At 53.1% G+C, this 22,989-nt stretch carries 11 protein-coding genes and 9 tRNA genes; all 20 read right to left on the bottom strand.

All coding sequences use genetic code 11. From position 1 onward, the window contains the following. Nucleotides 1-66: 66 nt before the first annotated feature. Nucleotides 67-1,302 (bottom strand): extracellular solute-binding protein, encoded by a 1,236-nt coding sequence (locus EKN00_RS06180; protein ID WP_127849279.1) that lies wholly within the window; start codon nucleotides 1,300-1,302, stop codon nucleotides 67-69. Between the two features lie 48 nt (nucleotides 1,303-1,350). Then, complete coding sequence (locus EKN00_RS06175) at nucleotides 1,351-2,973, bottom strand: glycoside hydrolase family 13 protein (protein ID WP_127849278.1); 1,623 nt, start codon at nucleotides 2,971-2,973, stop codon at nucleotides 1,351-1,353. A gap of 292 nt (nucleotides 2,974-3,265) precedes the next feature. Continuing rightward, nucleotides 3,266-4,393: an ABC transporter ATP-binding protein gene (locus tag EKN00_RS06170; RefSeq protein WP_127849277.1), complete on the bottom strand. Its 1,128-nt coding sequence runs from the start codon at nucleotides 4,391-4,393 to the stop codon at nucleotides 3,266-3,268. A gap of 51 nt (nucleotides 4,394-4,444) precedes the next feature. Then, the gene (gene pgmB, locus EKN00_RS06165; RefSeq protein ID WP_127849276.1) at nucleotides 4,445-5,104 is read right to left on the bottom strand and encodes a beta-phosphoglucomutase; all 660 of its coding nucleotides are present in this window, start codon (nucleotides 5,102-5,104) and stop codon (nucleotides 4,445-4,447) included. After that, the gene (locus EKN00_RS06160) at nucleotides 5,082-7,358 is read right to left on the bottom strand and encodes a glycoside hydrolase family 65 protein (protein WP_127849275.1); all 2,277 of its coding nucleotides are present in this window, start codon (nucleotides 7,356-7,358) and stop codon (nucleotides 5,082-5,084) included. The genes pgmB and EKN00_RS06160 overlap by 23 nt, the downstream gene beginning before the upstream one ends. Before the next feature lie 181 nt (nucleotides 7,359-7,539). Beyond that, entirely contained in the window at nucleotides 7,540-9,285 is a 1,746-nt protein-coding gene (locus tag EKN00_RS06155) for a glycoside hydrolase family 13 protein (protein WP_127849274.1), read from the bottom strand. Between the two features lie 45 nt (nucleotides 9,286-9,330). Next, nucleotides 9,331-10,977, bottom strand: a complete 1,647-nt coding sequence (locus EKN00_RS06150; protein WP_127849273.1) for a glycoside hydrolase family 13 protein — start codon at nucleotides 10,975-10,977, stop codon at nucleotides 9,331-9,333. 266 nt (nucleotides 10,978-11,243) lie between these two features. Then, complete coding sequence (rpoC, locus tag EKN00_RS06145) at nucleotides 11,244-14,909, bottom strand: DNA-directed RNA polymerase subunit beta' (protein WP_127849272.1); 3,666 nt, start codon at nucleotides 14,907-14,909, stop codon at nucleotides 11,244-11,246. Between the two features lie 11 nt (nucleotides 14,910-14,920). After that, nucleotides 14,921-18,514, bottom strand: a complete 3,594-nt coding sequence (gene rpoB / locus EKN00_RS06140; RefSeq protein ID WP_127849271.1) for a DNA-directed RNA polymerase subunit beta — start codon at nucleotides 18,512-18,514, stop codon at nucleotides 14,921-14,923. 361 nt (nucleotides 18,515-18,875) lie between these two features. Then, complete coding sequence (locus EKN00_RS06135) at nucleotides 18,876-21,356, bottom strand: ATP-dependent Clp protease ATP-binding subunit (protein ID WP_127849270.1); 2,481 nt, start codon at nucleotides 21,354-21,356, stop codon at nucleotides 18,876-18,878. A 112-nt stretch (nucleotides 21,357-21,468) separates the two neighbouring features. After that, nucleotides 21,469-21,936 carry a CtsR family transcriptional regulator gene (locus EKN00_RS06130; RefSeq protein WP_127849269.1) on the bottom strand — a complete coding sequence of 156 codons (468 nt, stop codon included), beginning with the start codon at nucleotides 21,934-21,936 and terminating at the stop codon, nucleotides 21,469-21,471. Between the two features lie 174 nt (nucleotides 21,937-22,110). Continuing rightward, nucleotides 22,111-22,184: transfer RNA gene (locus tag EKN00_RS06125), tRNA-Pro, on the bottom strand. A gap of 12 nt (nucleotides 22,185-22,196) precedes the next feature. Then, a tRNA-Gly gene (locus EKN00_RS06120) sits at nucleotides 22,197-22,268 on the bottom strand. A gap of 10 nt (nucleotides 22,269-22,278) precedes the next feature. Continuing rightward, a tRNA-Pro gene (locus tag EKN00_RS06115) sits at nucleotides 22,279-22,352 on the bottom strand. A gap of 5 nt (nucleotides 22,353-22,357) precedes the next feature. Continuing rightward, nucleotides 22,358-22,431: transfer RNA gene (locus EKN00_RS06110), tRNA-Arg, on the bottom strand. Between the two features lie 40 nt (nucleotides 22,432-22,471). Continuing rightward, a tRNA-Gly gene (locus EKN00_RS06105) sits at nucleotides 22,472-22,543 on the bottom strand. 12 nt (nucleotides 22,544-22,555) lie between these two features. Next, a tRNA-Thr gene (locus EKN00_RS06100) sits at nucleotides 22,556-22,628 on the bottom strand. 26 nt (nucleotides 22,629-22,654) lie between these two features. Then, a tRNA-Leu gene (locus EKN00_RS06095) sits at nucleotides 22,655-22,736 on the bottom strand. A gap of 24 nt (nucleotides 22,737-22,760) precedes the next feature. Continuing rightward, nucleotides 22,761-22,833, bottom strand: a tRNA-Lys gene (locus EKN00_RS06090). Between the two features lie 2 nt (nucleotides 22,834-22,835). Further along, a tRNA-Val gene (locus EKN00_RS06085) sits at nucleotides 22,836-22,908 on the bottom strand. Nucleotides 22,909-22,989: the final 81 nt, after the last annotated feature.

Below are 22,989 nucleotides of genomic sequence, written 5' to 3'. Positions count from 1 at the left end.
GGCAATCCCGCCGGCTCAAAGCTTTTTTCTTAGCGGTGAAATCCGCCTAACTTCAAACAATCAATGCTAGTTAGCCTTAGAAATCCCGTCATAGAACGTCTGCAGCTTAGCAGGGTACTGACTAGCCTTGATGGAACCAGTGTAAGCACCGTTGATGAGTGGTGTTGCCAGGTTCCAGAATGTTGCCATCTGGGACATCTTTGGCATAACGGTGGAGTTACCTGGCTTAGCCATGGTCATGACCGCCTGTGCCGCTTCGTCGCTTGCAACAACGGAACTCTTCTGTGCTGCCTTATCAACTGGGATCTGGCCGGAGTTCTTGTAAACAATCAGCTGAGACTGCTTGTTGGTGATGAACTGAGCCAGTGTTGCGGCTGCCTTCTGGTTCTTGGTGTCCGTGTGGGAGTTAACCGCAAAGGCTTCAATCCCAAGGAATGCCTGCATCTGGGCCTTCTTGCCGCCGATGGTAATCGTTGGGTAAGGTGCAACCCCGAAGTTCTTGCCCAGAACCTTCTTGATGTTGGCGGTGTCCCAAGGGCCGTCGAGGATGGCCGTTGCGTTACCGGACTTGAGTTGGTTGAGTGCGTTGGACGTCTGCATGACACCCTTGTTGTGCTTTTGCTGAGCGTACCAGGTCATCGCGTTGACGCCCTTTTGGTTGTTAACGTTCGTGCCCTTCAACGTTTCGCCATCCTTACCGTAGAGGTAGGTCCCGGCAGAGAGGAAAATTGGGTAGAAGTTGTAAGGAACGGTGAAGTCCGTCGCAATGACACCCTTAGAGGTGAGTGTGTCCCAATCCTTAACGTCTTCAGCAGAGAGCTTGGACTTGTTGTAGTAAAGCGTCTGGGCCTGCTCCGCGAATGGGTAGCCGTAAAGCTTGTTCTTCCATTCCACACCCTTGGCGGAAACGGCGGCGTTGTTCTTCTTCACAGCCTTGGTTGCGTCTGGTGAAAGCGGGTTGATGTAACCCTGGTTAGCCATGGCACCGAGCTGATCATTTGGCACTTCAAACACGTCGGCAGCCTTAGCTGGGTCCTTTGCGACGTCGGTCTTCGCGTTCGCCGAGCCGTTTGGACTCTGGGTAACCTTAACCTTCACGTCTGGATACTTCTTGTTGAAGTTCTTGGCAATCTTCTTGTAGTAGGATACCTGAGTTGTGTCGACCCACAATTTGACGTTCCCGGATACTTTCTCCGTGTCGGTCTTGGTGTCTGAAGAGCTAGAACTGTTGCCACAAGCCGCAAGCAATGCTACTGCGATGATTGAACTGCTGCTCAGAGCAATCTTCTTCCATAGTTTCATTGTAAAATTCCTCCCAACGGAATATTTCCTCAACAAATGCTAATTGTTTTACCTAACCGCAACGGCAAATGCCTGGTAGGGCGCTAGCGTTGCGTTAATCAATGTTGCTGGTACTGCTGAATAATTAGTAATTAAGACTTTCTCGATCTCATCCGGTAAGTTGATGGTCGCCTCTGCGTTTGCCAGGTTGGCGACCACAAGCCACCTTGTTTTTTGATAAGTGCGGTAATATGCCATAACGGCTTCTGGCACCGAGTCAATCGGTTCATAATCCCCATTTGTGATGATTGGCTCATCATGCCGTAATTTGATTAACTGCTTGTACGTCGCGTAGACCGAATCGGGAGCCGCCATCGCCGCGGCCACATTAATCTTGTGGTAATTCTGGTTAACGTGCAGCCACGGCTGGCCGCTGGTGAATCCGGCTGCCGGGACATCCGCCCACTGCATTGGGGTGCGGGCGTTGTCCCGGCCCACCTTGTTAATTGCGGCGATTAGAGCTGCCGGCGCCTCGCCAGCAGCGAGACGTTCGTTGTACATGTTGACACTTTCGATATCGTCAACTTCGGCAATCGACTTGACCGGGCAATTCGTCATCCCGATTTCTTCGCCCTGGTAGATGTACGGGGTCCCGCGCATCAGGTGCAGCAAGATGGCAAACATCTGCGCACTAGCGACCCGGCAGCGACCATCATCACCCCAGCGCGAAACAATCCGCGGTAAGTCGTGATTGTTCCAAAACAAGCTGTTCCAGCCCGCACGATAATCCAGCTGCGTTTGCCACTTGTTCAAAACGGCCTTGAGCTGGTCAAATTGGAGTGGCCGCGTATCCCATTTTTCCTTGCCGGGTTCTTGATCCAGCTGCATAGCCTCAAACTGAAAGACCATCGACAATTCATGCCGGCTCGGGTCGGAATACTTCTGCGCGATGCTCGGGGTGGCCCCCCACGTCTCCCCGACAGTCATGAAGTCGCCACGACCAAACGTGGCTGCGTTCATTTCCTGCAGGTAGTCGTGCAAGTGCGGTCCGTTCTCGCGAATTTCGTGATCCGGGTCCTTGCCAATCAGATCGATGACATCCATGCGGAATCCGCCGATACCCTTATCGAGCCAGAAGTTCATCATGCGGTAAATTGCCTGCCGCACCTTTGGATTGGCCCAATTCAAATCTGGTTGGCCGGCGCTGAATAGGTGCAGGTAATACTGCCCGGTGCGGGAATCTTCCTGCCAGGCGGACCCGGAGAAGGTCGACTGCATGGAGTTCGGCGCCACACCATTTTTGCCATCGCGCCAAATGTAGTAATCCCGGTAAGGATTGCTGCGGGAGCGCCGTGACTGTTTGAACCACTCGTGTTGATCTGACGTATGATTGACGACCAGATCCATAATGATACGAATGTTGCGCTTACCGGCCTCGGCAATCAACTCATCCATATCCGCCATTGTCCCAAACTGCGGATCAATGGCCTGATAATCGGCGATATCATAGCCATTATCAATCCCCGGTGACTTGTACACCGGACTCAGCCAGATTGCATCAATCCCAAGCTCAGCTAGATAATCCAGCCGCGAAACAATCCCAGGAATATCCCCAATGCCGTCCCCATTACTATCCTGAAAACTACGGGGATAAATCTGGTAGACTACAGCGTTACGCCACCATTCATGCATGGCAACACCTCCTTAAAATCACAGAGCGGAGCAGCCCGGTTTGCTCGTGAGCATCAGCTTGCTCTGACAAGTGATGGCGCTTTTTGCCATCAGTTGTCGGAGCGTGCTGAGCGGAACGAGCAGGGCTGCGGAGCTCGACTACACCACAGAGCGGAGCCACCCAGGAGCTTTTGAGCATTACCGTGAGTCTGAACTTGGCGAGCGCTTTTTGCTCGGCGAGTTCAGACTCGTGATAAGCGGAAAAAGCTGGGTGGCGCAGCTCGACTATGCTACCGAGCCTTCTCAGCCCCGCCTAGTACCCACACTCCGGGCTCTCATCCACAATCGCATTCGTCGTCTGCTTGTCGAAGAAATGACCCTTGTTAATGTCAAAGCCCATGGCCACAACATCCCCCGGCGTGTGCAAAGCACGTGCGGGCACGATGGCAACGAATTCTGTGTCATCGAGCTTCTGGTACATCTGCACCGTGGCGCCGAGTAATTCGGAAACCACGACCGTGGACTTAATGACCGCATCGGGCCAGGTATCAAGAAAGGCTTCCTCGGCGTGAATGTCCTCAGGGCGAATCCCGAAGACGACCTCCTTGCCGTTGTAGCCCTTTGCGTCCAGAATGCGTGCACGCCCTTCAGGCACGGCCAGCTTGAGGCTGCGGCCGTCGCTGATCTTACCGTCTTTGTACGTGACGGTGAAGAAGTTCATGGCCGGCGAGCCAATGAAGCCCGCAACAAATTGGTTCTTCGGGTGCTGGTAAACCTCCTCGGGACTGCCAATCTGCTGCACCTTCCCCGTGGACATGACGACAACCCGGTCGGCCATGGTCATGGCTTCGGTCTGGTCATGCGTGACGTAGATGGTGGTCGTGTTCAGGCGCTGGTGCAACTTAGCAATTTCCGCACGCATCGTCACCCGCAGTTTTGCATCCAGGTTGGACAGTGGTTCGTCCATCAAGAAGATTGGTGCATCCCGGACAATCGCGCGGCCAAGGGCAACCCGCTGGCGCTGACCACCGGATAAATCGGCGGGCTTGCGTGCGAGGAATTCGGTCAGGCCCAAAATCTTGGCGGCATTTTGCACGCGCGCATCGATATCGTCCTTCTTGTAGTGGCGCAGCTTCAGGCCAAACGCCATGTTGTCGTACACGGTCATGTGTGGATACAGCGCGTAGTTCTGGAACACCATTGCGATATTCCGGTCCTTGGGCGCCACATCGTTCATCACTTTGTGGTCAATTTCAAGCGTACCCTTCGTGATGTCCTCAAGTCCCGCAATCATGCGCAAGGTAGTGGACTTCCCGCACCCTGAGGGACCAACGAAGACGATGAACTCCTTATCCTTCACGTGCAGGTCAAAGTCTTTGACCGAGGCTTCCTCCGCGTGATCATATTTTTTGTAGAGGTGATTCAAATCAATTTCAACCATTGTGTATCCCTTCTTCCAATCTACCTGGCAATGACCCAGGTTCTCCGCGCCTTATTGCGCAAATGCGGCGATTACCGCGCTTAATTGTAGCTGGCTTGTATCTGGCACCACGTAATCCGCAGCTTGTAATACCTGCGTCTCACCGATGCCAACAGCAAACTGCCCTGCCGCCTTAATTGCGGCCACCCCCGCGGACGCGTCCTCGAAGCTAATCACCTCATCGGCCTTCAGCTTGAGCATGTTCTGCGCGTTAACGTATATCTCCGGATCCGGTTTACCCTTGTGCAGGGTTGTTGGATCCACAATGGCGTCGAAGTACGTCGTTAAACCAAGCTGCCGTAATATCGTGGGAGCATTCTGGGATGCGGAGGCAACCGCCATCAGCAGCTTTTCCTGCCGCGCATCCTTCAGCAACTGCAACATCCCCGGCAATATATCTGCAGGCGTCATTTGCTTGATGGCCTGCTGGTACATCGCGTTTTTCTCAGCGGCAAATGCGGCCAGCTCAGCGTCACTGTAGCGGCCAAGCTGATTGCCAAACCGTAAAATCACGTTCAGCGAATCCATCCGTGACCGGCCCCGCAGCTGATCATCAGCTGCTTCCGGCAAGTCAATGTCGAGCTTTGTCGCGAGGGCCCGCCACGCTGCTAGGTGGTAGCTGGCAGAGTCGGTAATGACCCCGTCAACGTCAAAGATCAACCCTTTGAGCATTGGTATCCCCCTTTTGCAAATGTAGCTGCTGGCCGGCCACCGCGATGTCTAGATCAGCACCATCAAGTAGCGTGAAGGTCGCTTGCTTTGCCACCTTGACCCCAATGAGGCGGCCCCGGTAGTTGAGTTTGAAGCTGTAACTGTGCCAGTTGTCTGGCAGGAACGGCTTGAACCGCAATTCATTGTGGTCGTACCGCATACCGGCAAATCCCTGAACGATTGCGAGCCAGCCACCGCTCATTGATGTGATGTGCAAACCATCAGCGGTGTCATTGTTGTAGTTGTCCAAATCCAGCCGTGCGGTGCGGGCATATAGCTCAACAGCCTTTTCACTCTTGCCCAGCTCAGCAGCCAAGATTGCGTGAATCGAGGCACTGAGCGAGCTTTCGTGCACCGTTAATGGCTCGTAGAAATCGAAGTTCCGTTCCTTTTCCGCCATGCTGAACCGGTCATTCAGAAAGTAGATTCCCTGAAGCACGTCGGCCTGCTTGATGAACGGCGACCGCAGAATCCGGTCCCATGACCAGTGCTGATTAATCGGCCGCTGATCGGCAGGAATGGAGCTTGCCGGCCGGATGTTCTTGTCAAGGAACGTATCGTTCTGGACGAAAATCCCCAAATCCTTATCAACCGGTTTGTACATCCGGTCTATGATGTCCTGCCAGTGTGCCTTTTCGTCATCACTGACACCAAGTTTGGCAACGACATCCGCATTTCCCTTTGGCAACCGGGCCAGTGCGTATTCGAGGCACCAAGAAGCCATTGTGTTTGTGTACCAGTTGTTGTTGACGTTGTTTTCGTATTCGTTCGGGCCGGTCACCCCGTGCAACATGTACTGCTGCTTACGCTGGCTGAAGTGAACGCGGTCGGCCCAGAACCGGGCAATCCCAACGAGCACCTCGAGGCCAGGACCATTGACGTAGGTCTCATCACCCGTGTATGCGGTGTACTGGTAAATGGCAAAGGCGACGGCCGCGTTCCGGTGCAGTTCCTCGAAGGTGATTTCCCATTCGTTGTGGCATTCCACCCCATTGAAGGTGACCATCGGGAACAACGCCCCGGCGAGGCCCTGCATCTGTGCGTTGTGGTAGGCGCCAGGCAGCTGGTCGTGCCGGTACTGGAGGAGGGCCCGGGTAACATCGGGTGGCGTGACGGCTAGGTACATCGGCACCACGTAGGCTTCGGTGTCCCAGTAGGTTGCGCCCCCATATTTTTCTCCGGTAAAGCCCTTGGGCCCAATGTTGAGCCGCTTGTCCTCACCGTAATACGTCATGAACATCTGGCTGATGTTGAAGCGAATTCCCTGCTGGGCTGCATCGTCGCCATCGATGGTGACATCGCTTTGACGCCAACGTTTTGCCCAAACCTGTTCGTGTTCGTGCAGGTTATCGGCGAAACTCTGCTTCTGAACCTGCTGCATCAGTGCCGCTGCAGCTCCTCGCTGATCGTCCTTCGCCACGTCGCGGCTGGTAACCACCACAACGTCTTTTTCCAATTCAACCTGTTCACCCTGCTTCAGTGTTGCCGTGACTGCCGCGTTAACGGCGCCATCGTTCCCGGAGCGGCTGCCGGTGGTTTTCACCCCATCAAGCCGCAGCCCCTGCTGAACCAGCACCGTGAATTGCGGAACGTCGAACGGGTTGGGTCTAGTCGTCATTTGGATCAAGCCATCACTGACATCGGTGACGTCTGGCATCCAGAAATGCTCATCGTAATTGCTATCTTCGTTCACCACGTTACCGTTGATGCCCGCATCAAACTTAATCTCCGCGGTGCCGGCAAGGACCGTGGCTTTCACCTTAATCAAGGCGGCCTGGCGAATCACGTTGCTCAGGAAACGGGCAAACTCGAAGCGCACCTTGCAGTCCTTCTGCTGAAGAACGAAGCTGCGGGTGAGCAAACCCTGGTGCATATCCAGGCAGAGCGTGAAGTCACTGAACTTACTTTTGGCTAAATCGACGCGCTCGCCGTTAACCGTCAGGAAAAGGTCGATGAAGCTCGGTGCGTTAATCACTTTCCCGAAATACGCTGGGTAACCATTTTTCCACCAGCCAACACGCGTCTTGTCGGGGAACCACGTCCCCGCGATGTATGTTCCCTGGAGGTGATCGCCCGAGTAACCCTCTTCAAAGTTCCCGCGCAATCCCATGTAGCCATTACCAATCGCGGTCAAACTTTCTTGCAGCCGTTTATCTGCAGTCGCTAGTTGATGCGTTTGGACAAGCCAGGGATCGATTTCAAAAATTCGTTTCATCTTATCCCTCACACGGTGCGCAACTCGTGCCACGCACCTTCCTCATAATCTGTTTGCCATTGCTGGCTAACTTGCAGCAACAATGCCAGCCGACTCGGGCAAGCTGCTTGCTACAGTCTTAATTATGTTGGCGGGTAAGCGCTTTTACAATTAGGGAAACTCTGTTACCGTTATCAGGATTTTAATCGACCTTGATTACAAAACCATTTGGCGCCAGCTTACCGGCCGCGTAACCCTGCGCCAAAGCGGCATCTGTCGTCAGTTGCACCGGTGCGTCCGTTGTGTTGAAGTACGCCGTCAGCTTCTGCTCACCCACGCGTTCCACCACAATCAGTCCGTTCGGCGCAACGCTCAGCTTGGTTGTCCCCTTGCCGAGCGTGTCTGCGTACTTGCGCCGCAGCTTGATTAGCGCGGCCACTGACTGCCAGGTCGCGCCCCCAAGTTTCGACCAGTCCATCGGCCGACGATCATCGGGGTCGTTATCCCCGTCCATCCCCATCTCGGTGCCGTAGTAAATGCACGGTGCCCCGGTTTGGGTGAAAATGAAGGCGAGTGTTTGCAGCGCGAGCTCCTGGTCATCGTGCGCCAGGGTCAGTAACCGCGCGGTATCGTGTGAATCCAGCATGTTGAGCATGACCTGGTTCACCTGGTCGCGGTACAGCATGAGTTGGTCGGTCAGGCGTGCCACCATTTGGGTTGCGGTTTGCTTGTGGGTCAGGAAGTGGTCCATCGTTAGCTCGGTGTACGCATAGTTCATAACGCCGGAGAACTCACCGCCATTCAGCCACGGCTGGCTGGAGTGCCAAACCTCACCAAGCACGTAAAAATCAGTCTTGATGGACGTAACTGCAGAGTAGAACCGCCGCCAGAAGTGGTGATCGACCTCGTTGGCAACGTCCAGCCGCCAAGCATCGATGTCGAATTCTTTGACCCAGTACTTGGCCACCGTCAGCAGGTAATCCTGAACTTCCGGGTTAGCCGTGTTCAGCTTCGGCATGTGCGGCTCGAACGCGAAGGTCTCGTACTGCGGCTGGCCCTCACCCTTAATTGGGTTCCTAAACGGCATAACGGGGAACTCGTTGATGTGGAACCAATCGGCAAACCGTGATTGCGCACCGTTTGCGAGCACATCCTGCCACTGCATGCTTTCATAGCCCATGTGGTTAAACACGGCGTCGAGCATAATCTTCATCCCGCGCTTGTGCGCCGCCTTCACCAGCTTGGCAAAGAGGGCCTTATCCCCGAACGCCGGGTCAATTTCGAGATAATCAATCGTGTCGTACTTGTGGTTGGAGCTAGCCGCAAAGATTGGGCAGAAGTACAGTCCGTTCACGCCCAGCTTCTGCAGGTCATCGAGATGATCCAGCACGCCCTGCAAATCGCCGCCGTAAAAGTCATCCCGGCCAGGGTGATCTTCCGGCCGCCACGGCTTCGTCCCGACCGGGTCATTATTTGAATCACCGTTAGCAAACCGTTCCGGGAAAATCTGGTACCAGACCGTACGCTTCACCCAATCCGGGGTCTGCACGGCATCAATCGCGTGCATGTACGGAACGCGGAAGTAATTCGATAGTTCCTGCCGGTTGGCCTCCGTGTCAGCGCGCAGTCCCCGGTCGCCAAGCAGCATCTTGGTGCCATCAAGTCCTTCAATCACGAACTGATATTGCACGCGGTGGTACGGCGCGGTGAGGGTAACCCCCCAGTAGTCCTGCGTCTCGCCTTGCCCGATGCGCGTCATCTTGGTTTCCGTGTACTTGAAGATGTTTTGTCCACTTGCATCGGCAAATATCCAGTAAGGGTCCCCGGCAATCACGGTCACGGACGCGATGTCGTCTTTGGCTGTGTGCAGCCGCAGTCGTAAGTGGTCTGCGTCATAGAGAAAACAATCTTCACTTTCAGGACGATGCCTTAATGCACTAGTAATCATATTGACCTCCATACTAAGCGCCAACTCTGGCGCCGAATTATTGAATTAATACCGCTGGAACACGACGCCAGCGTGCGGTTTTAACACGAGCTTGTCGCTAACTTGCTCGTATTCCCCCGCAGACAGGAGTTGCGTGTACTCGCCGGCCGGCAGCTTAACCTCTACCTCAGCACCGGTCAGGTTGATGGCGACAAGCGCACTTTCCATCGCCGTCGTTCTAGTGTAAACGTACGTGGATTCCCCCAGATTGAGCAGTCGGAAAGCCCCATCCTGGAACACGGGTTGCTGCTTAATCGCGATTAGTTGCTGGTAAAAATGCAGCATGCTGTGCTTGTCGTTTTGCTGCTGGGCAACAGACGCCACGGCCGGCAATTGGCCAGTCAGCCACGGCGTACCGCTTGTAAACCCGCCGTGCTTCGAATCGTCCCACAGCATGGGGCCACGTGCCGGTAACTTGTGGGTGTCACTAACCATCTTGAGCGCGGCGGCCTTCGTTTTGCCCGCCGCCATTGCCTTTTGGACAAAGTCATCGACCGAAGCATCCTTAAACTCACTGACCGCATTGAACTGCAGGTTTTGCATCCCCAGCTCTTCGCCGTAGTAAATAATCGGAATCCCGCGCTCTAGGTACATAAGCATTGCCAAGCTGCGCGCCTCGGTTTCCGAATGCGCCACGCGCGTAGCAAGCCGCGCCATGTCGTGATTCCCCCAGTAGAGTGTTGGCTGTGCTGCAAGTGTCTGTTGCCAAACAACCTGCGTCTTGCGGAATTCCCGCCAGTCAAGCGGCACTGGCTGATACTGCTTGGGCAACCGTGCATCCAGCCCGGTCTCATCGGTCGTGAAGTAACGGAACGTGATAACCGAATCCATCAGGTGGGTATACGCACTCGTGTAGTCGACCGCCAAGTTGACGCTCGCACTGGCCGCCTCCCCGAGCAGGAACGCCTGGGGGTAGTCAGCCTTAATCCGCTCAGCGAATGGCCGCAGCCACTCCTGCACCATTGGCAGGTTCGCAAAGAACGGTTCAGCAACAATTGGCTCGTCTGAATTAGACGGGAAACTCTGCTGTAAATCCGCCTTGGCGATGTGGATGAACGCATCCAGCCGCAAGCCATCAATGCCTTTGCCCAGCCAGAACTCAGCCACATCACCCATCGCCAGCCTGACTTCCGGATTGGCCCAGTTCAGATCGGGCATCCGCTTATCGAACAGGTGAAAGTATGACTGGCCACTGCCACTGGGGTCCGGCGCCCAAACCGAGCCGCCAAAGAAGCTGCCCCAGTTGTTCGGCTTTTTGCCATTTTCTCCGGCAAAGATGTAGTAGTCCCGGTAGATGCTGGCCTTGTTGCGCACGGCATCCTGAAACCACGGGTGCTGGTCCGACGTGTGGTTCAACACGAAATCCATGATGACGTGGATTCCGGCCGCGTGCATGTCGCGGATTAATGCCTCCATGTCTTCCATGGTCCCCATCCGTTCGTCAATCGCGTAATAGTTGGCCACGTCATAGCCGTTATCGACCTGGGGCGAGACAAACACCGGATTGAGCCAAACGGCGTTAATCCCCAGCGCTTGCAGGTACGGAATTCGCTGCCGAATGCCGTTCAAGTCCCCAATGCCATCCCCATTACTATCCTGAAATGACTTGGGGTAAATTTGGTAAATAATTGCTCGGTCATACCAAGACGCCATATCAATCCCTTCCTTCCTGCTTAAGGTTATCGGGACGGGCGGGGTGCAACAAGTCAAGTTGCTCTGTTAGCGGTAACAGGATTCAGGGGTGCGATATTGTTAAGTGTGATAATTATTCAGGCACTTAAGCGCAAAGCCCGAAATGGCACGGCCTCACGCAATCAGGTCCATGCTTCACCTCTGCGCGAGACTGTTATTAGGAAAAGACTATACAAAAAAGGCGCCAACCCTTTTTATGGGGCTGACGCCTTCTTAGATGCTAGATGTTACTTGGCACTTTCTGGATTGTCGGCTGGAGCGTCTTCCTTGTGCATCTTCTCTTCCAAATCGGAAATTGAGTAGACGTTTTCGGAAACGGCACCAACTGTCTTTGGTTCCATGTGCCGGTATGTTGCCATACCAGTACCAGCAGGAATGATCTTCCCGATGATAACATTTTCCTTGAGCCCAAGCAGTGGGTCGTTCTTGCCGCGGATAGATGCATCCGTGAGCACACGCGTTGTTTCCTGGAAGGAAGCAGCGGAGAGGAAACTGTTGGTTTCAAGGGAAGCCTTGGTAATCCCGAGCAGAACAGCACGGCCAGTAGCAGGGATACCCCCACTAATCAAGGTCTCGCGGTTGCGATCGTTGAATTCACCAATATCAAGCAAGGTACCTGGCAGAATCTCAGTGTCACCTGGGTCCATGACGCGGATCTTACGGAGCATCTGGCGCACCATAACTTCGATGTGCTTGTCCCCGATTTCAATCCCCTGCATACGGTAAACCTTCTGCACTTCAGAGAGCAGGTAGTTTTCCGTACCCATGACGTTGGTAACCTTGATCAACTGCTTAGGGTCAACTGAACCACCAGTCAGACGCTGACCACGGCCAACGTGGTCACCTTCAGCAACGGCCACACTGGAAGCGTATGGCACGCTGTAGGAACGGGTGTCGGTCTTACCCTGCACCGTAATCTCACGGGTGTGTTCAGCTGGGTTTTCATCGATAGCAGTAACTTCACCGGTAACTTCGGTAATAACCGCAAGCCCCTTAGGGTTACGTGCTTCGAAAATTTCCTGGATACGAGGAAGACCCTGAGTAATATCTTCACCACCGGCAACACCACCGGTATGGAAGTTACGCATCGTCAGCTGGGTACCAGGTTCACCGATAGACTGAGCAGCAACGGTCCCGACTGCTTCACCAACTTCAACCTGTTCACCGGTTGCAAGGTTACGGCCGTAGCACTTCTGGCAGACACCATGCTTGGTGTTACATGTGAAGACGGAACGAATCGTGACGCGTTCGATACCAGCATCAACAATGCGCTGAGCGGTATCTTCGTCAAGCAGTGTTCCCTTAGGTGCAATGATTTCGCCAGTCTGAGGGTCACGAACAGTCTTCTGTGCGTAACGGCCAACCAAACGGTCGTAGAGAGGTTCAATCATTTCGTTACCTTCACGAATGGAGGTAACTTCAAGACCGCGGTCGGTGCCACAATCTTCTTCACGAACGATAACGTCCTGAGCAACATCAACCAGACGACGGGTCAGGTAACCTGAGTCAGCCGTCTTCAGCGCCGTATCGGTCATCCCTTTACGGGCACCGTGAGTACTCATGAACATTTCCAGAACCGAGAGACCTTCACGGAAGTTCGAGATAACAGGTACTTCCATCATCCCACCGTTAGGAGCGGCCATCAGACCACGCATCCCGGCAAGCTGAGTAAAGTTAGAAATGTTACCACGGGCCCCGGAGTCACTCATCATGGAGATAGGGTTCTTCGGGTCGAAGTTTTCAACCAGCTTCTGCTGGATGTCATCCTTCGCCTTGTTCCAGATGCTGATAACACGTTCGTGTCGTTCATCATCGGTGATCAGCCCACGACGGAACTGCTTAGAAACGGTGGCAACCTGCTTGTGGGCAGCGTCAACGATTTCCTGCTTTTCCGGAACGTGAGGCACGTCGGCAACCCCAACGGTCAGACCGGAGTTAGTTGCCTGCGTGTAACCGAGCGTCTTCATGTCGTCCAACAGATCAGAAGTCCGCTGAACCTTGTAGGTCTTGAAGACTTCAGCAATGATGTCGGAGAGGAAGCCCTTCTTGAATGGCTTGATGATTTCTGCATTCTCAAGGTATGCGGAAATATCTTCACCCTTGCTCAGGAAGTACTTGTCCGGAACACCGTTAACAATGTTGTCAACGGTTGGTTCGTTCAGGTATGGCAACCCTTCAGGCATGATTTCGTTGAACATTACCTTACCAACACTGGTAACGATAATCTTGCTACGCTGGTCTTCGGTAAATGGCTTGTTTGGCATGGAGTCAACAGCCAGACCAATCCGGGTGTGCAAGTGCACATCGCCGTTTTCGTGCGCCATGATTACTTCAGATGCATCCTTGAAGATCATACCTTCACCAACACGGCCAGCTTCTTCCATCGTCAGGTAGTAGTTACCCAGAACGATATCTTGGGAAGGAGTAACGATAGGCGTACCATCACGAGGAGTCAAGATGTGGTGGGCAGCAAGCATCAGCAGGCGTGCTTCAGCTTGGGCTTCGTCAGACAGTGGCACGTGGATAGCCATTTGGTCACCGTCAAAGTCGGCGTTGTAGGCTTCACACACGATTGGGTGCAGACGCATAGCCTTACCATCAACCAGAACAGGCTCGAATGCCTGAATCCCAAGACGGTGCAGGGTAGGTGCACGGTTAAGGAGAACTGGACGTTCCTTGATGACATCTTCGAGAACATCCCAGATGTCGTCATCCTGACGGTCAATTTTGCGGCGAGCGTTCTTGATGTTGGAAGCCATGTCGCGCTTAACCAGTTCGCGCATCATGAATGGCTTGAACAATTCAAGCGCCATTTCGTGAGGCAAACCACACTGGTAGAACTTAAGCGTTGGGCCAACGTCAATAACGGAACGACCAGAGTAGTCAACACGCTTACCAAGCAAGTTCTGACGGAAACGTCCTTGCTTACCCTTCAGCATGTGGGACAAACTCTTCAGTGGACGGTTACCAGGACCGGTAACTGGACGGCCACGACGACCGTTATCGATGAGGGCGTCGACAGCTTCTTGTAACATCCGCTTTTCGTTCTGCACGATGATGCTTGGTGCATTCAGGTCGAGCAAACGCTTGAGACGGTTGTTACGGTTAATAACCCGGCGGTACAGGTCGTTCAGGTCAGACGTGGCAAAACGTCCACCTTCGAGCTGAACCATTGGCCGCAAGTCTGGTGGGATAACGGGAATCGTATCCATAACCATCCATGCAGGGTTATTGCCAGACTGACGGAATGCGTCCAGAATGTCGAGACGCCGGATTGCCCGGGTCCGCTTCTGGCCAGAAGCAGTCTTCAGTTCTTCCTTCAGTTCCTTGACTTCGGTTTCGAGGTCAACGTCCTGGAGAAGTTCCTTAACGGCTTCCGCACCCATCTTCGCGTTGAATCCGTTGCCGTATTCTTCGCGCTTTTCACGGTATTCACGTTCGGTCAAAAGCTGCTTCTTGGCCAGAGCAGTATCACCTGGGTCGATAACAACGTAAGATGCGAAGTAAATAACTTCTTCAAGGGAACGTGGGGACATGTCAAGAACAAGTCCCATCCGGCTAGGGATACCCTTGAAGTACCAGATGTGGGATACAGGTGCAGCGAGTTCGATGTGACCCATGCGTTCGCGACGAACCTTGGCCCGCGTTACTTCAACACCACAACGGTCACAAACAATGCCCTTGTACCGAATCCGCTTGTACTTACCACAAGCACATTCCCAGTCCTTGGTTGGGCCAAAAATGCGTTCATCGAACAACCCATCGCGCTCTGGCTTGAGCGTGCGGTAATTGATCGTTTCGGGCTTCTTTACTTCCCCGTAAGACCAGCTACGGATCTTGTCTGGTGAAGCCAGACCGACCTGCATGCTTTCAAACTTGTTGACGTCAATCACAGGGTACCCTCCTATTCTTTATCTTCTGACTTTTGCTCAGTTGCGGCAGCCTTGGTTGCTTCATCAGCAGCCTTCTTAGCTTCCTGCTCCTTGGCAAATTTCTCGAGTGCATCGACGTTCACGACATCATCGTCGTCATCGTCCATGTCCCGCAGCTCAATTTCGTTGTCTGCTGCGTCGAGCACCTTCATGTCCAGACCAAGTGACTGCAGTTCCTTAACCAGAACGCGGAAACTTTCGGGAACACCAGGCTTAGGAATTGGTTCGCCCTTAACGATTGCTTCGTATGTCTTCACACGACCAACAACGTCATCTGACTTGTAGGTCAGAATTTCTTGCAGCGTGTATGCGGCACCGTAAGCTTCGAGGGCCCAAACTTCCATTTCCCCGAAACGCTGGCCACCAAACTGGGCTTTACCACCCAGTGGCTGCTGCGTAACAAGAGAGTAAGGTCCAATGGAACGAGCGTGAAGCTTGTCGGCGGACATGTGGGCAAGTTTCATGTAGTACATAACCCCAACGGAGACACGGGTTTCGAATGGTTCACCAGTGCGACCATCGTAAAGGATTGACTTACCATCAGATGGCATGCCAGCTTCCTTAACGGTTTCCCAAAGGTCCGCTTCACGAGCCCCATCAAAGACAGGACTTGCAACGTGGATGCCAAGCTTGCGTGCGGCCATCCCCAGGTGAAGTTCGAGCACTTGCCCGATGTTCATACGGGATGGCACACCCATTGGTGACAGGCAGATATCAACTGGGGTACCGTCTGGCAGGAATGGCATGTCTTCTTCAGGAACAACGATAGAAACGGTCCCCTTGTTACCATGACGGCCGGCCATCTTGTCCCCAACGGAAATCTTACGCTTCTGGGTAATGTAGACCCGGACCATCATGTTAACACCGGGTGCCAGTTCGTCCCCAGCTTCACGAGTGAAGATGTGAACGTTCTGGACAATCCCGCCACCACCATGAGGAACACGGAGCGAGGTGTCACGAACTTCGCGCGCCTTTTCACCGAAAATAGCGTGCAGGAGACGTTCTTCAGCGGACAGTTCGGTCACACCCTTAGGCGTTACCTTACCAACCAGAATGTCACCGTCGTGAACTTCAGCGCCAATACGGATAATCCCGTATTCGTCGAGGTCCTTCAGTGCGTCATCCCCAACGTTAGGAATTTCGCGCGTTACTTCTTCAGGTCCAAGCTTTGTGTCACGTGCTTCAGATTCGTACTCTTCAATGTGAATCGAAGTGTACGCATCGTCACGAACAAGCTTTTCGGAAAGCACGATAGCATCTTCATAGTTGTACATGTTCCACGTCATGAACGCGATAACTGGGTTTTGCCCAAGAGCAAGTTCCCCATTGTCCATTGCGGGACCATCAGCAATGATTTCGCCAGCGTCAACCTTATCGCCGAGGTGCACGATTGGCTTCTGGTTGTAGTTCTTACCAGCATTACTGCGGCGGAACTTCATCAGCCGGTACGTGTCTTCAGCACCGTCTTCGCGCCGAACCTTGATGGTCTTTGCGTCAACGTAGGTAACTGTCCCGTCAAAGCGAGCCTGAACAGCAGTACCTGAGTCATGTGCAGCCTTGTATTCCATCCCGGTACCAACAAGTGGTGCGTGTGGGTTGATCAAAGGCACAGCCTGACGCTGCATGTTAGCACCCATGAGGGCACGGTTGGAGTCATCGTTTTCCAGGAAAGGAATGCAAGCCGTAGCGACAGCAACTACCTGCTTAGGCGAAACGTCCATGTAGTCAACCTTTTCGGGGCTAACTTCAATGTTGTCATCCTTGTGCCGTGCGAGGACGGTGTCTTGTTCGAACGAACCGTCTTCGTTCAGTGGGGAGTTGGCCTGCGCAACGATGTAGTTATCTTCTTCGTCAGCGGTCAGGTAGTCAATCTTATCGGTAACTTTGTGGTCTTCCCATGAAACACGCCGGTATGGAGTTTCGATGAAGCCATAAGGGTTAACAACAGCGTAACTGGCAAGACTGTTAATCAGACCGATGTTAGGACCTTCTGGGGTTTCAATTGGGCACATACGCCCGTAGTGGGTGTAGTGCACGTCTCGAACTTCATAACCAGCACGGTCACGAGTCAAACCACCAGGTCCAAGGGCAGACAGACGCCGCTTGTGGGTTAATTCCCCAAGTGGGTTGGTCTGGTCCATGAACTGAGACAGCTGGGATGAACCGAAGAATTCCTTAATAGAAGCAACAACTGGCCGAATGTTGATGAGCTGCTGTGGTGTAACGGTGGAAGCGTCCTGGATGGACATCCGTTCGCGAACAACACGTTCCATCCGGGAAAGACCGATGCGGAACTGGTTCTGCAACAATTCACCAACGGAACGGATACGACGGTTACCCAAGTGGTCAATGTCGTCCGTGTTCCCGAGCCCTTCCTGCAAGTTCAGGAAGTAGTTCATGGAGGCGATGATGTCAGCAGGAGTCAGGTGCTTGGTCTTCTTACCAATTTGGCCGTTACCAATCAGGTTAACTTCCTTTTCAGGGTTAACCTGGGAGTAGACCTTGATGATTTGCAGTTCCATTGGGTCCTGCAATACACCATCGGCACTTGGTGTGTAGGTCACGGTCTTGAAGTCTTCACGGTCAAGGTATGGTGCAAGAGTATCCATTGCCTGACGGGTCACCTTGTCACCCTTGTTCAGGATAACTTCACCGGTGTCAGGGTCAGCGAGCGTTTCAGCAAGCGTCTGGCCGAGCAAACGGTTCTTCAAGGTGAGCTTCTTGTTGACCTTGTAACGACCAACATTTGCCAAGTCGTAACGCTTTGGGTCGAAGAAACGTGCGTACAGCAGCGAACGACTGGAATCAGCAGTCTTTGGTTCGCCTGGGCGTAGACGTTCGTAAATGTCCTTCAAGGCTTCATCAGTGCGCGAATCATCCGTGTTCTTGTGCACATCTTTTTCCAAGGTGAGCATCAAAGAATCGTTGTCCCCGAACATGTTGATGATGTCCTGGTCGGAACCGTAACCAAGTGCACGAACCAATTCCGTCAATGGAATCTTCCGCGTCCGGTCAATGCGGACGTAGGCGATGTCCTTGGCGTCGGTTTCGTATTCAAGCCAAGCGCCCCGGTTAGGAATTACGGTTGTCCCGTAAGTGGTGCGGCTGTTCTTGTCCACGGCACTGTTGAAGTACACACCAGGCGAGCGAACGAGCTGAGAAACAATAACCCGTTCAGCCCCGTTAATGATGAACGTACCCTGTTCAGTCATCAGTGGGAAGTCGCCAAAGAACACGTCCTGAGACTTGATTTCGCCAGTTTCGTGGTTAGTCAAGCGCAGAGTAACGTGCAAAGGTGCGGAGTAGTTCGCGTCATGCTGCCGAGCTTCTTCCACAGTGTACTTTGGTTCAAGCAACTGGTAGTCGACAAACTCCAAGCTTAGATTTCCTTGGAAGTCAGAAATCGGCATGATGTCATCGAACATTTCACGCAGGCCTTCATCAAGGAACCACTGGTACGAGTTCGTTTGAATCTCAATCAGGTTTGGTAGATCGAGAACTTCCTTGATACGGGCGTAGGAACGGCGGGTGCGGTGCTTACCGTAGTTCACTAAGTGTCCTGCCAAGTTATTCACCCCTCTATAAGTAGTCAGGTAGCGCGCCGCGTGCGGCACACTACGTAGTTAACGAATCAACATTGATTAAATTGCACGTAAGCCAAATATTACATTTAGTTTACAAGTGGTATCGGCGAGACTTTTTAGGCAAAAAAAAACCAAAAGTAGCAATCAGGATGCTGCTACTTTTGACTTTTATGCCGAACCCCGCATGGACAATAGATCACGCGGCGTCGATGTCCGAACTGATACACAACTGCAGGTAATCATACACCACGGGAGGCAAGACTGTCAAGAATCAGCTGTCTGCCTCCCGTGCTTAATTATTTTGCTCGCTTCGTTGACCGCAGATCAACTCAGCTAGTTTATCCTATTGAACCGTTTCGGGTTCCGCGTCGACACTTTCTGCGTGGTGCGTGGTGAAGGTGATTTTCCCCTTCTTCGCCCCAATTGTAATTGTGTCGCCAGGCTTTGCGGAGCCAGCCAGCAAAATTTCGCTCAGCTGATCCTCCACGTCCCGCTGCAGCGCCCGCCGGATTGGCCGCGCGCCGTATTCAGGGTCGTACCCAGCCTTAGCAATAGCGTCAACCGCCGCTGGGGTCAGTTTTACGCCAATACCCTGCTCGCGGACACGGTTAAGCAGTTGCTTGGCCATAATCTTAACGATGGAGTGTAGCTCGGTCTTGCCCAGGCTGTGGAACACAAGCGTCTCATCGATTCGATTCAGGAATTCTGGACGGAAGTAACGCTTCAGTTCTTCCATAATGCGCCCGCTCATTGCCTTGTAATCGTCCACGTTGGACTTAGCAACAAAGCCGACGCTCTTTTCATCCCGCAGTGCTGCGGCCCCAAGGTTGGAGGTCATAATCAAAATGGTGTTCCGGAAATCGACCATCCGGCCCTTGGCATCACGCAAGTACCCATCATCTAGAACCTGCAGCAGCAAGTTGAACACGTCTGGGTGCGCTTTTTCCACTTCATCGAGGAGCACAACGGAGTACGGCTTGTTGCGCACCTTCTCCGTGAGCTGGCCGCCCTCTTCGTAGCCGACATACCCAGGTGCAGCACCAATCAAACGGCTGGTGCTGTATTTTTCCATGTATTCAGACATGTCTACCCGAATCATGGCGTCTTCACTGCCGAACATGGACTGTGCAAGTGCCTTGGCCAATTCAGTTTTCCCGACCCCGGTCGGACCAAGGAACATGAAGCTTCCGATTGGCCGGTTTGGCGCCTTAAGCCCGCTGCGTGCACGGCGAATTGCCCGGGCAACAGCTGACACTGCTTCGTCCTGGCCAACTACCCGCTGGTGCAATTCCCGCTCCAGATGCATCAGGCGTTCACTCTCACGCTTGGTCATCTGCGTTACCGGAACACCGGTCCACTGTGCCACAACCTCGGCCACGTCCGTAGCCGAAACGACCACGTCGCGCCGCACCTTCTTATCGTCACCGGCACCGGCTTCTTTAGCGTTCAATTCTTGCGTTAACCGTTGTTCATCCTCACGCAGAGTGGCTACTTTTTCGAAATCTTGAGCAGCGATGGCCGCTTCCTTGGCTGCAGTGGCGTCGGCAACCTTGGCCGAAATCTTGTCTAGTTGCGTTGGCTTATCCGCGTTTGCAATCCGTACCTTTGCGGCCGACTCATCAATCAGGTCAATCGCCTTGTCGGGCAGGAAACGGGTCGTGATGTAACGACTCGACAGTTCAACCGCCGCGTGGAGCGCCTCATCACTAATTGTAATTCCGTGGTGCTCTTCGTAACGTGGCCGCAACCCCCGCAGAATTTGTTCAGCTTCATCCTGGCTTGGTTCATTCACCTGAATGGTGGCAAACCGCCGTTCAAGGGCCGCGTCTTTTTCGATGTACTTCTGGTACTCATCCAGCGTTGTTGCCCCAATCATCTGGAGCTCACCACGTGCTAGTGCGGGCTTCAGGATGTTCGAGGCATCAATCGCCCCTTCAGCGCCGCCAGCACCAATCAACGTGTGCAGTTCATCGATGAACAGAATCACGTCACCGTTCTTGTAAATTTCGTCGATAACCTTCTTAAGGCGGTCTTCGAATTCACCACGGTACTTGGTCCCGGCCACGAGTGAGCCCATGTCGAGCATCATGACTCGCTTGGTCCGCATTTCAAGCGGCACCTTCCCGGCAACAATCCGTTCAGCAAAGCCTTCCGCAATGGCTGTTTTACCAACCCCGGGTTCACCGATGAGCACAGGGTTGTTCTTGGTCCGCCGCGCCAGAATTTGAATCAGGCGTGCAACTTCCTGGTCTCGGCCCACAACGGGATCCATCTTACTTTCACGCGCCATTTGGGTTAGGTCACGCGCCAGTCCGTCCAGGGTTGGTGTGGGGCTGACCCCACTTGGCCGACTTGGGCGGGTGCCAATTTTATCGTTCACACCCATTTTCTTCATTATTAATTGGCGCAGTTTTTTGACGGACAGATCATAGCTTTGCAAAATACGCACGGCAATCGTCTGTTCGTCCGAGAGTAGGCCAAGCAGAATGTGCTCAGTCCCAATTTTGGCTGCACCGTAACGCTTAGCCTCATCACCAGCAGCGGCCAAAATGGCTTTTCCCTTGGGTGAGTATGGCAAGTATGCATCGGCGCCAGTTGCACTAACTGGCTGGGAACCGTAGCCCGTGTACGTCTCAATGTCATCATGAACCGTATCCACGGTCACACCGAGTTGGCGCAAGGTTTTGCCAGCAACGCCGACATTTTCGGTAACCAGTGCGAGTAAAATGTGCTCGGTGCCCACAGCGTGGTGGTGGAACGCGCGTGCTTCCTTTTGCGCGATTAACAGAACGTTTTTGGCGCTCGCTGTAAATAAGTTATCCATGCACATACCTCCTATGGCTGGTGCCCTATCCAATAAAAAATACTACTTTAGACGCCATTCTAACCAAATGTGTCAATTTTGCAACCTTTGATTCGTTGTTAGTTGCACATAACTAGTGCTCAAACCGTAAGCTGTCCAAAAAGGCGCGGAAAATGCGTGCACGAATCGTTTCTTCGAGCTTACTGTCATCTAGTGCCAATTCATTATGGCTCATGGCTGCAAGCATCGCATTCCCCGTTTCGCGTTGGATGACGTTTGCGTCAAACAACTGTTGGGTCATTATCCGTGCATCGTGTTCTCGCAGCCGATCGGGAATGTTTGCGCGTAAGACCGCAATCGATGATGGATCCGGTCTTAGTTTCGCTTTCACTATTCGAATATATCCGCCGCCGCCACGTTTGCTCTCCACAACGTAACCGCGCTGAGGCGTGAACCGTGTTTTAATCACATAATTGATTTGCGACGGTACGCAATTAAATCGATCTGCTATTTCAGAACGCCGAATTTCAATCTTCCGCTGTTCCTCAAGAATCGATTTAAGATAAGATTCGATTATATCAGACATATTTTGTGCCTGCACAGAATCACCCCTGCCTTAATCCACTAGTCTGCTGAATCTTTGACTAATCTTGACATTCATTATACTCAATGGCATTCCCCTCAGCAAGTCGCTATCGTCTTTCCAATAGCACAATTAGGTGATTGTGTCCGTCAACGCACAAAAAAAGTCATGACCGCTGTCATGACTACCAAGTCGGGAAAACAAGATTTGAACTTGCGACCCCTACGTCCCGAACGTAGTGCTCTACCAAGCTGAGCTACTTCCCGGTAATAAAAAAAAGCGGAAGACGGGATTCGAACCCGCGACCCCCACCATGGCAAGGTGATGTTCTACCACTGAACTACTTCCGCATTTCGCAAGTCGGGAAAACAGGATTCGAACCTGCGACCCCCTGGTCCCAAACCAGGTGCTCTACCAAGCTGAGCTATTTCCCGAACAATGCACCCAGTAGGACTTGAACCTACAACCTTCTGATTCGTAGTCAGACACTCTATCCAGTTGCGCTATGGGTGCATATTATTTAACTAAACTTTCCGTACCAAGTGGCGCGAAAAGCGGAAGACGGGATTCGAACCCGCGACCCCCACCATGGCAAGGTGATGTTCTACCACTGAACTACTTCCGCGTATTTGGTTAATGCCGACTAGACGATTCGAACGCCCGACCCTCTGATTACAAATCAGATGCTCTACCTACTGAGCTAAGTCGGCATGTTTGCTGCCTAACTACAGCTAAATGCGGGTGAAGGGACTCGAACCCCCACGGTGATAACCACTAGAACCTAAATCTAGCGCGTCTGCCAGTTCCGCCACACCCGCATGACTGCGTTTCATAAAAAGAAATGAGCCGTGACAGGCTCGAACTGTCGACCCACGGATTAAAAGTCCGTTGCTCTACCAACTGAGCTAACGGCTCAATGGAGGATACAGGGCTCGAACCTGTGACCCTCTGCTTGTAAGGCAGACGCTCTCCCAACTGAGCTAATCCTCCATTTTGAGCGTGGCAGCTTCCTACCCTCGCAGGCAGTTTCCCACCAACTACTATCGGCGTAGAGAAGCTTAACTTCTGTGT

This window comes from Lacticaseibacillus hulanensis, from assembly GCF_004010095.1.
GTDB classification, from domain to species: domain Bacteria; phylum Bacillota; class Bacilli; order Lactobacillales; family Lactobacillaceae; genus Lacticaseibacillus; species Lacticaseibacillus hulanensis.
The sequence above is the reverse complement of the archived record's forward strand: the minus strand, read 5'-3'. Positions and strand labels throughout refer to the sequence as shown.

What these genes read in the sequence shown, in the direction of transcription:
- pgmB (WP_127849276.1), bottom strand. Translation starts at nt 5,104, where the DNA reads ATGCTCAAAGGGTTGATCTTTGACGTTGACGGGGTCATTACCGACTCT.
- EKN00_RS06180 (WP_127849279.1), bottom strand. Translation starts at nt 1,302, where the DNA reads ATGAAACTATGGAAGAAGATTGCTCTGAGCAGCAGTTCAATCATCGCA.
- EKN00_RS06175 (WP_127849278.1), bottom strand. Translation starts at nt 2,973, where the DNA reads ATGCATGAATGGTGGCGTAACGCTGTAGTCTACCAGATTTATCCCCGT.
- EKN00_RS06135 (WP_127849270.1), bottom strand. Translation starts at nt 21,356, where the DNA reads ATGGATAACTTATTTACAGCGAGCGCCAAAAACGTTCTGTTAATCGCG.
- EKN00_RS06170 (WP_127849277.1), bottom strand. Translation starts at nt 4,393, where the DNA reads ATGGTTGAAATTGATTTGAATCACCTCTACAAAAAATATGATCACGCG.
- EKN00_RS06160 (WP_127849275.1), bottom strand. Translation starts at nt 7,358, where the DNA reads ATGAAACGAATTTTTGAAATCGATCCCTGGCTTGTCCAAACGCATCAA.
- EKN00_RS06155 (WP_127849274.1), bottom strand. Translation starts at nt 9,285, where the DNA reads ATGATTACTAGTGCATTAAGGCATCGTCCTGAAAGTGAAGATTGTTTT.
- EKN00_RS06150 (WP_127849273.1), bottom strand. Translation starts at nt 10,977, where the DNA reads ATGGCGTCTTGGTATGACCGAGCAATTATTTACCAAATTTACCCCAAG.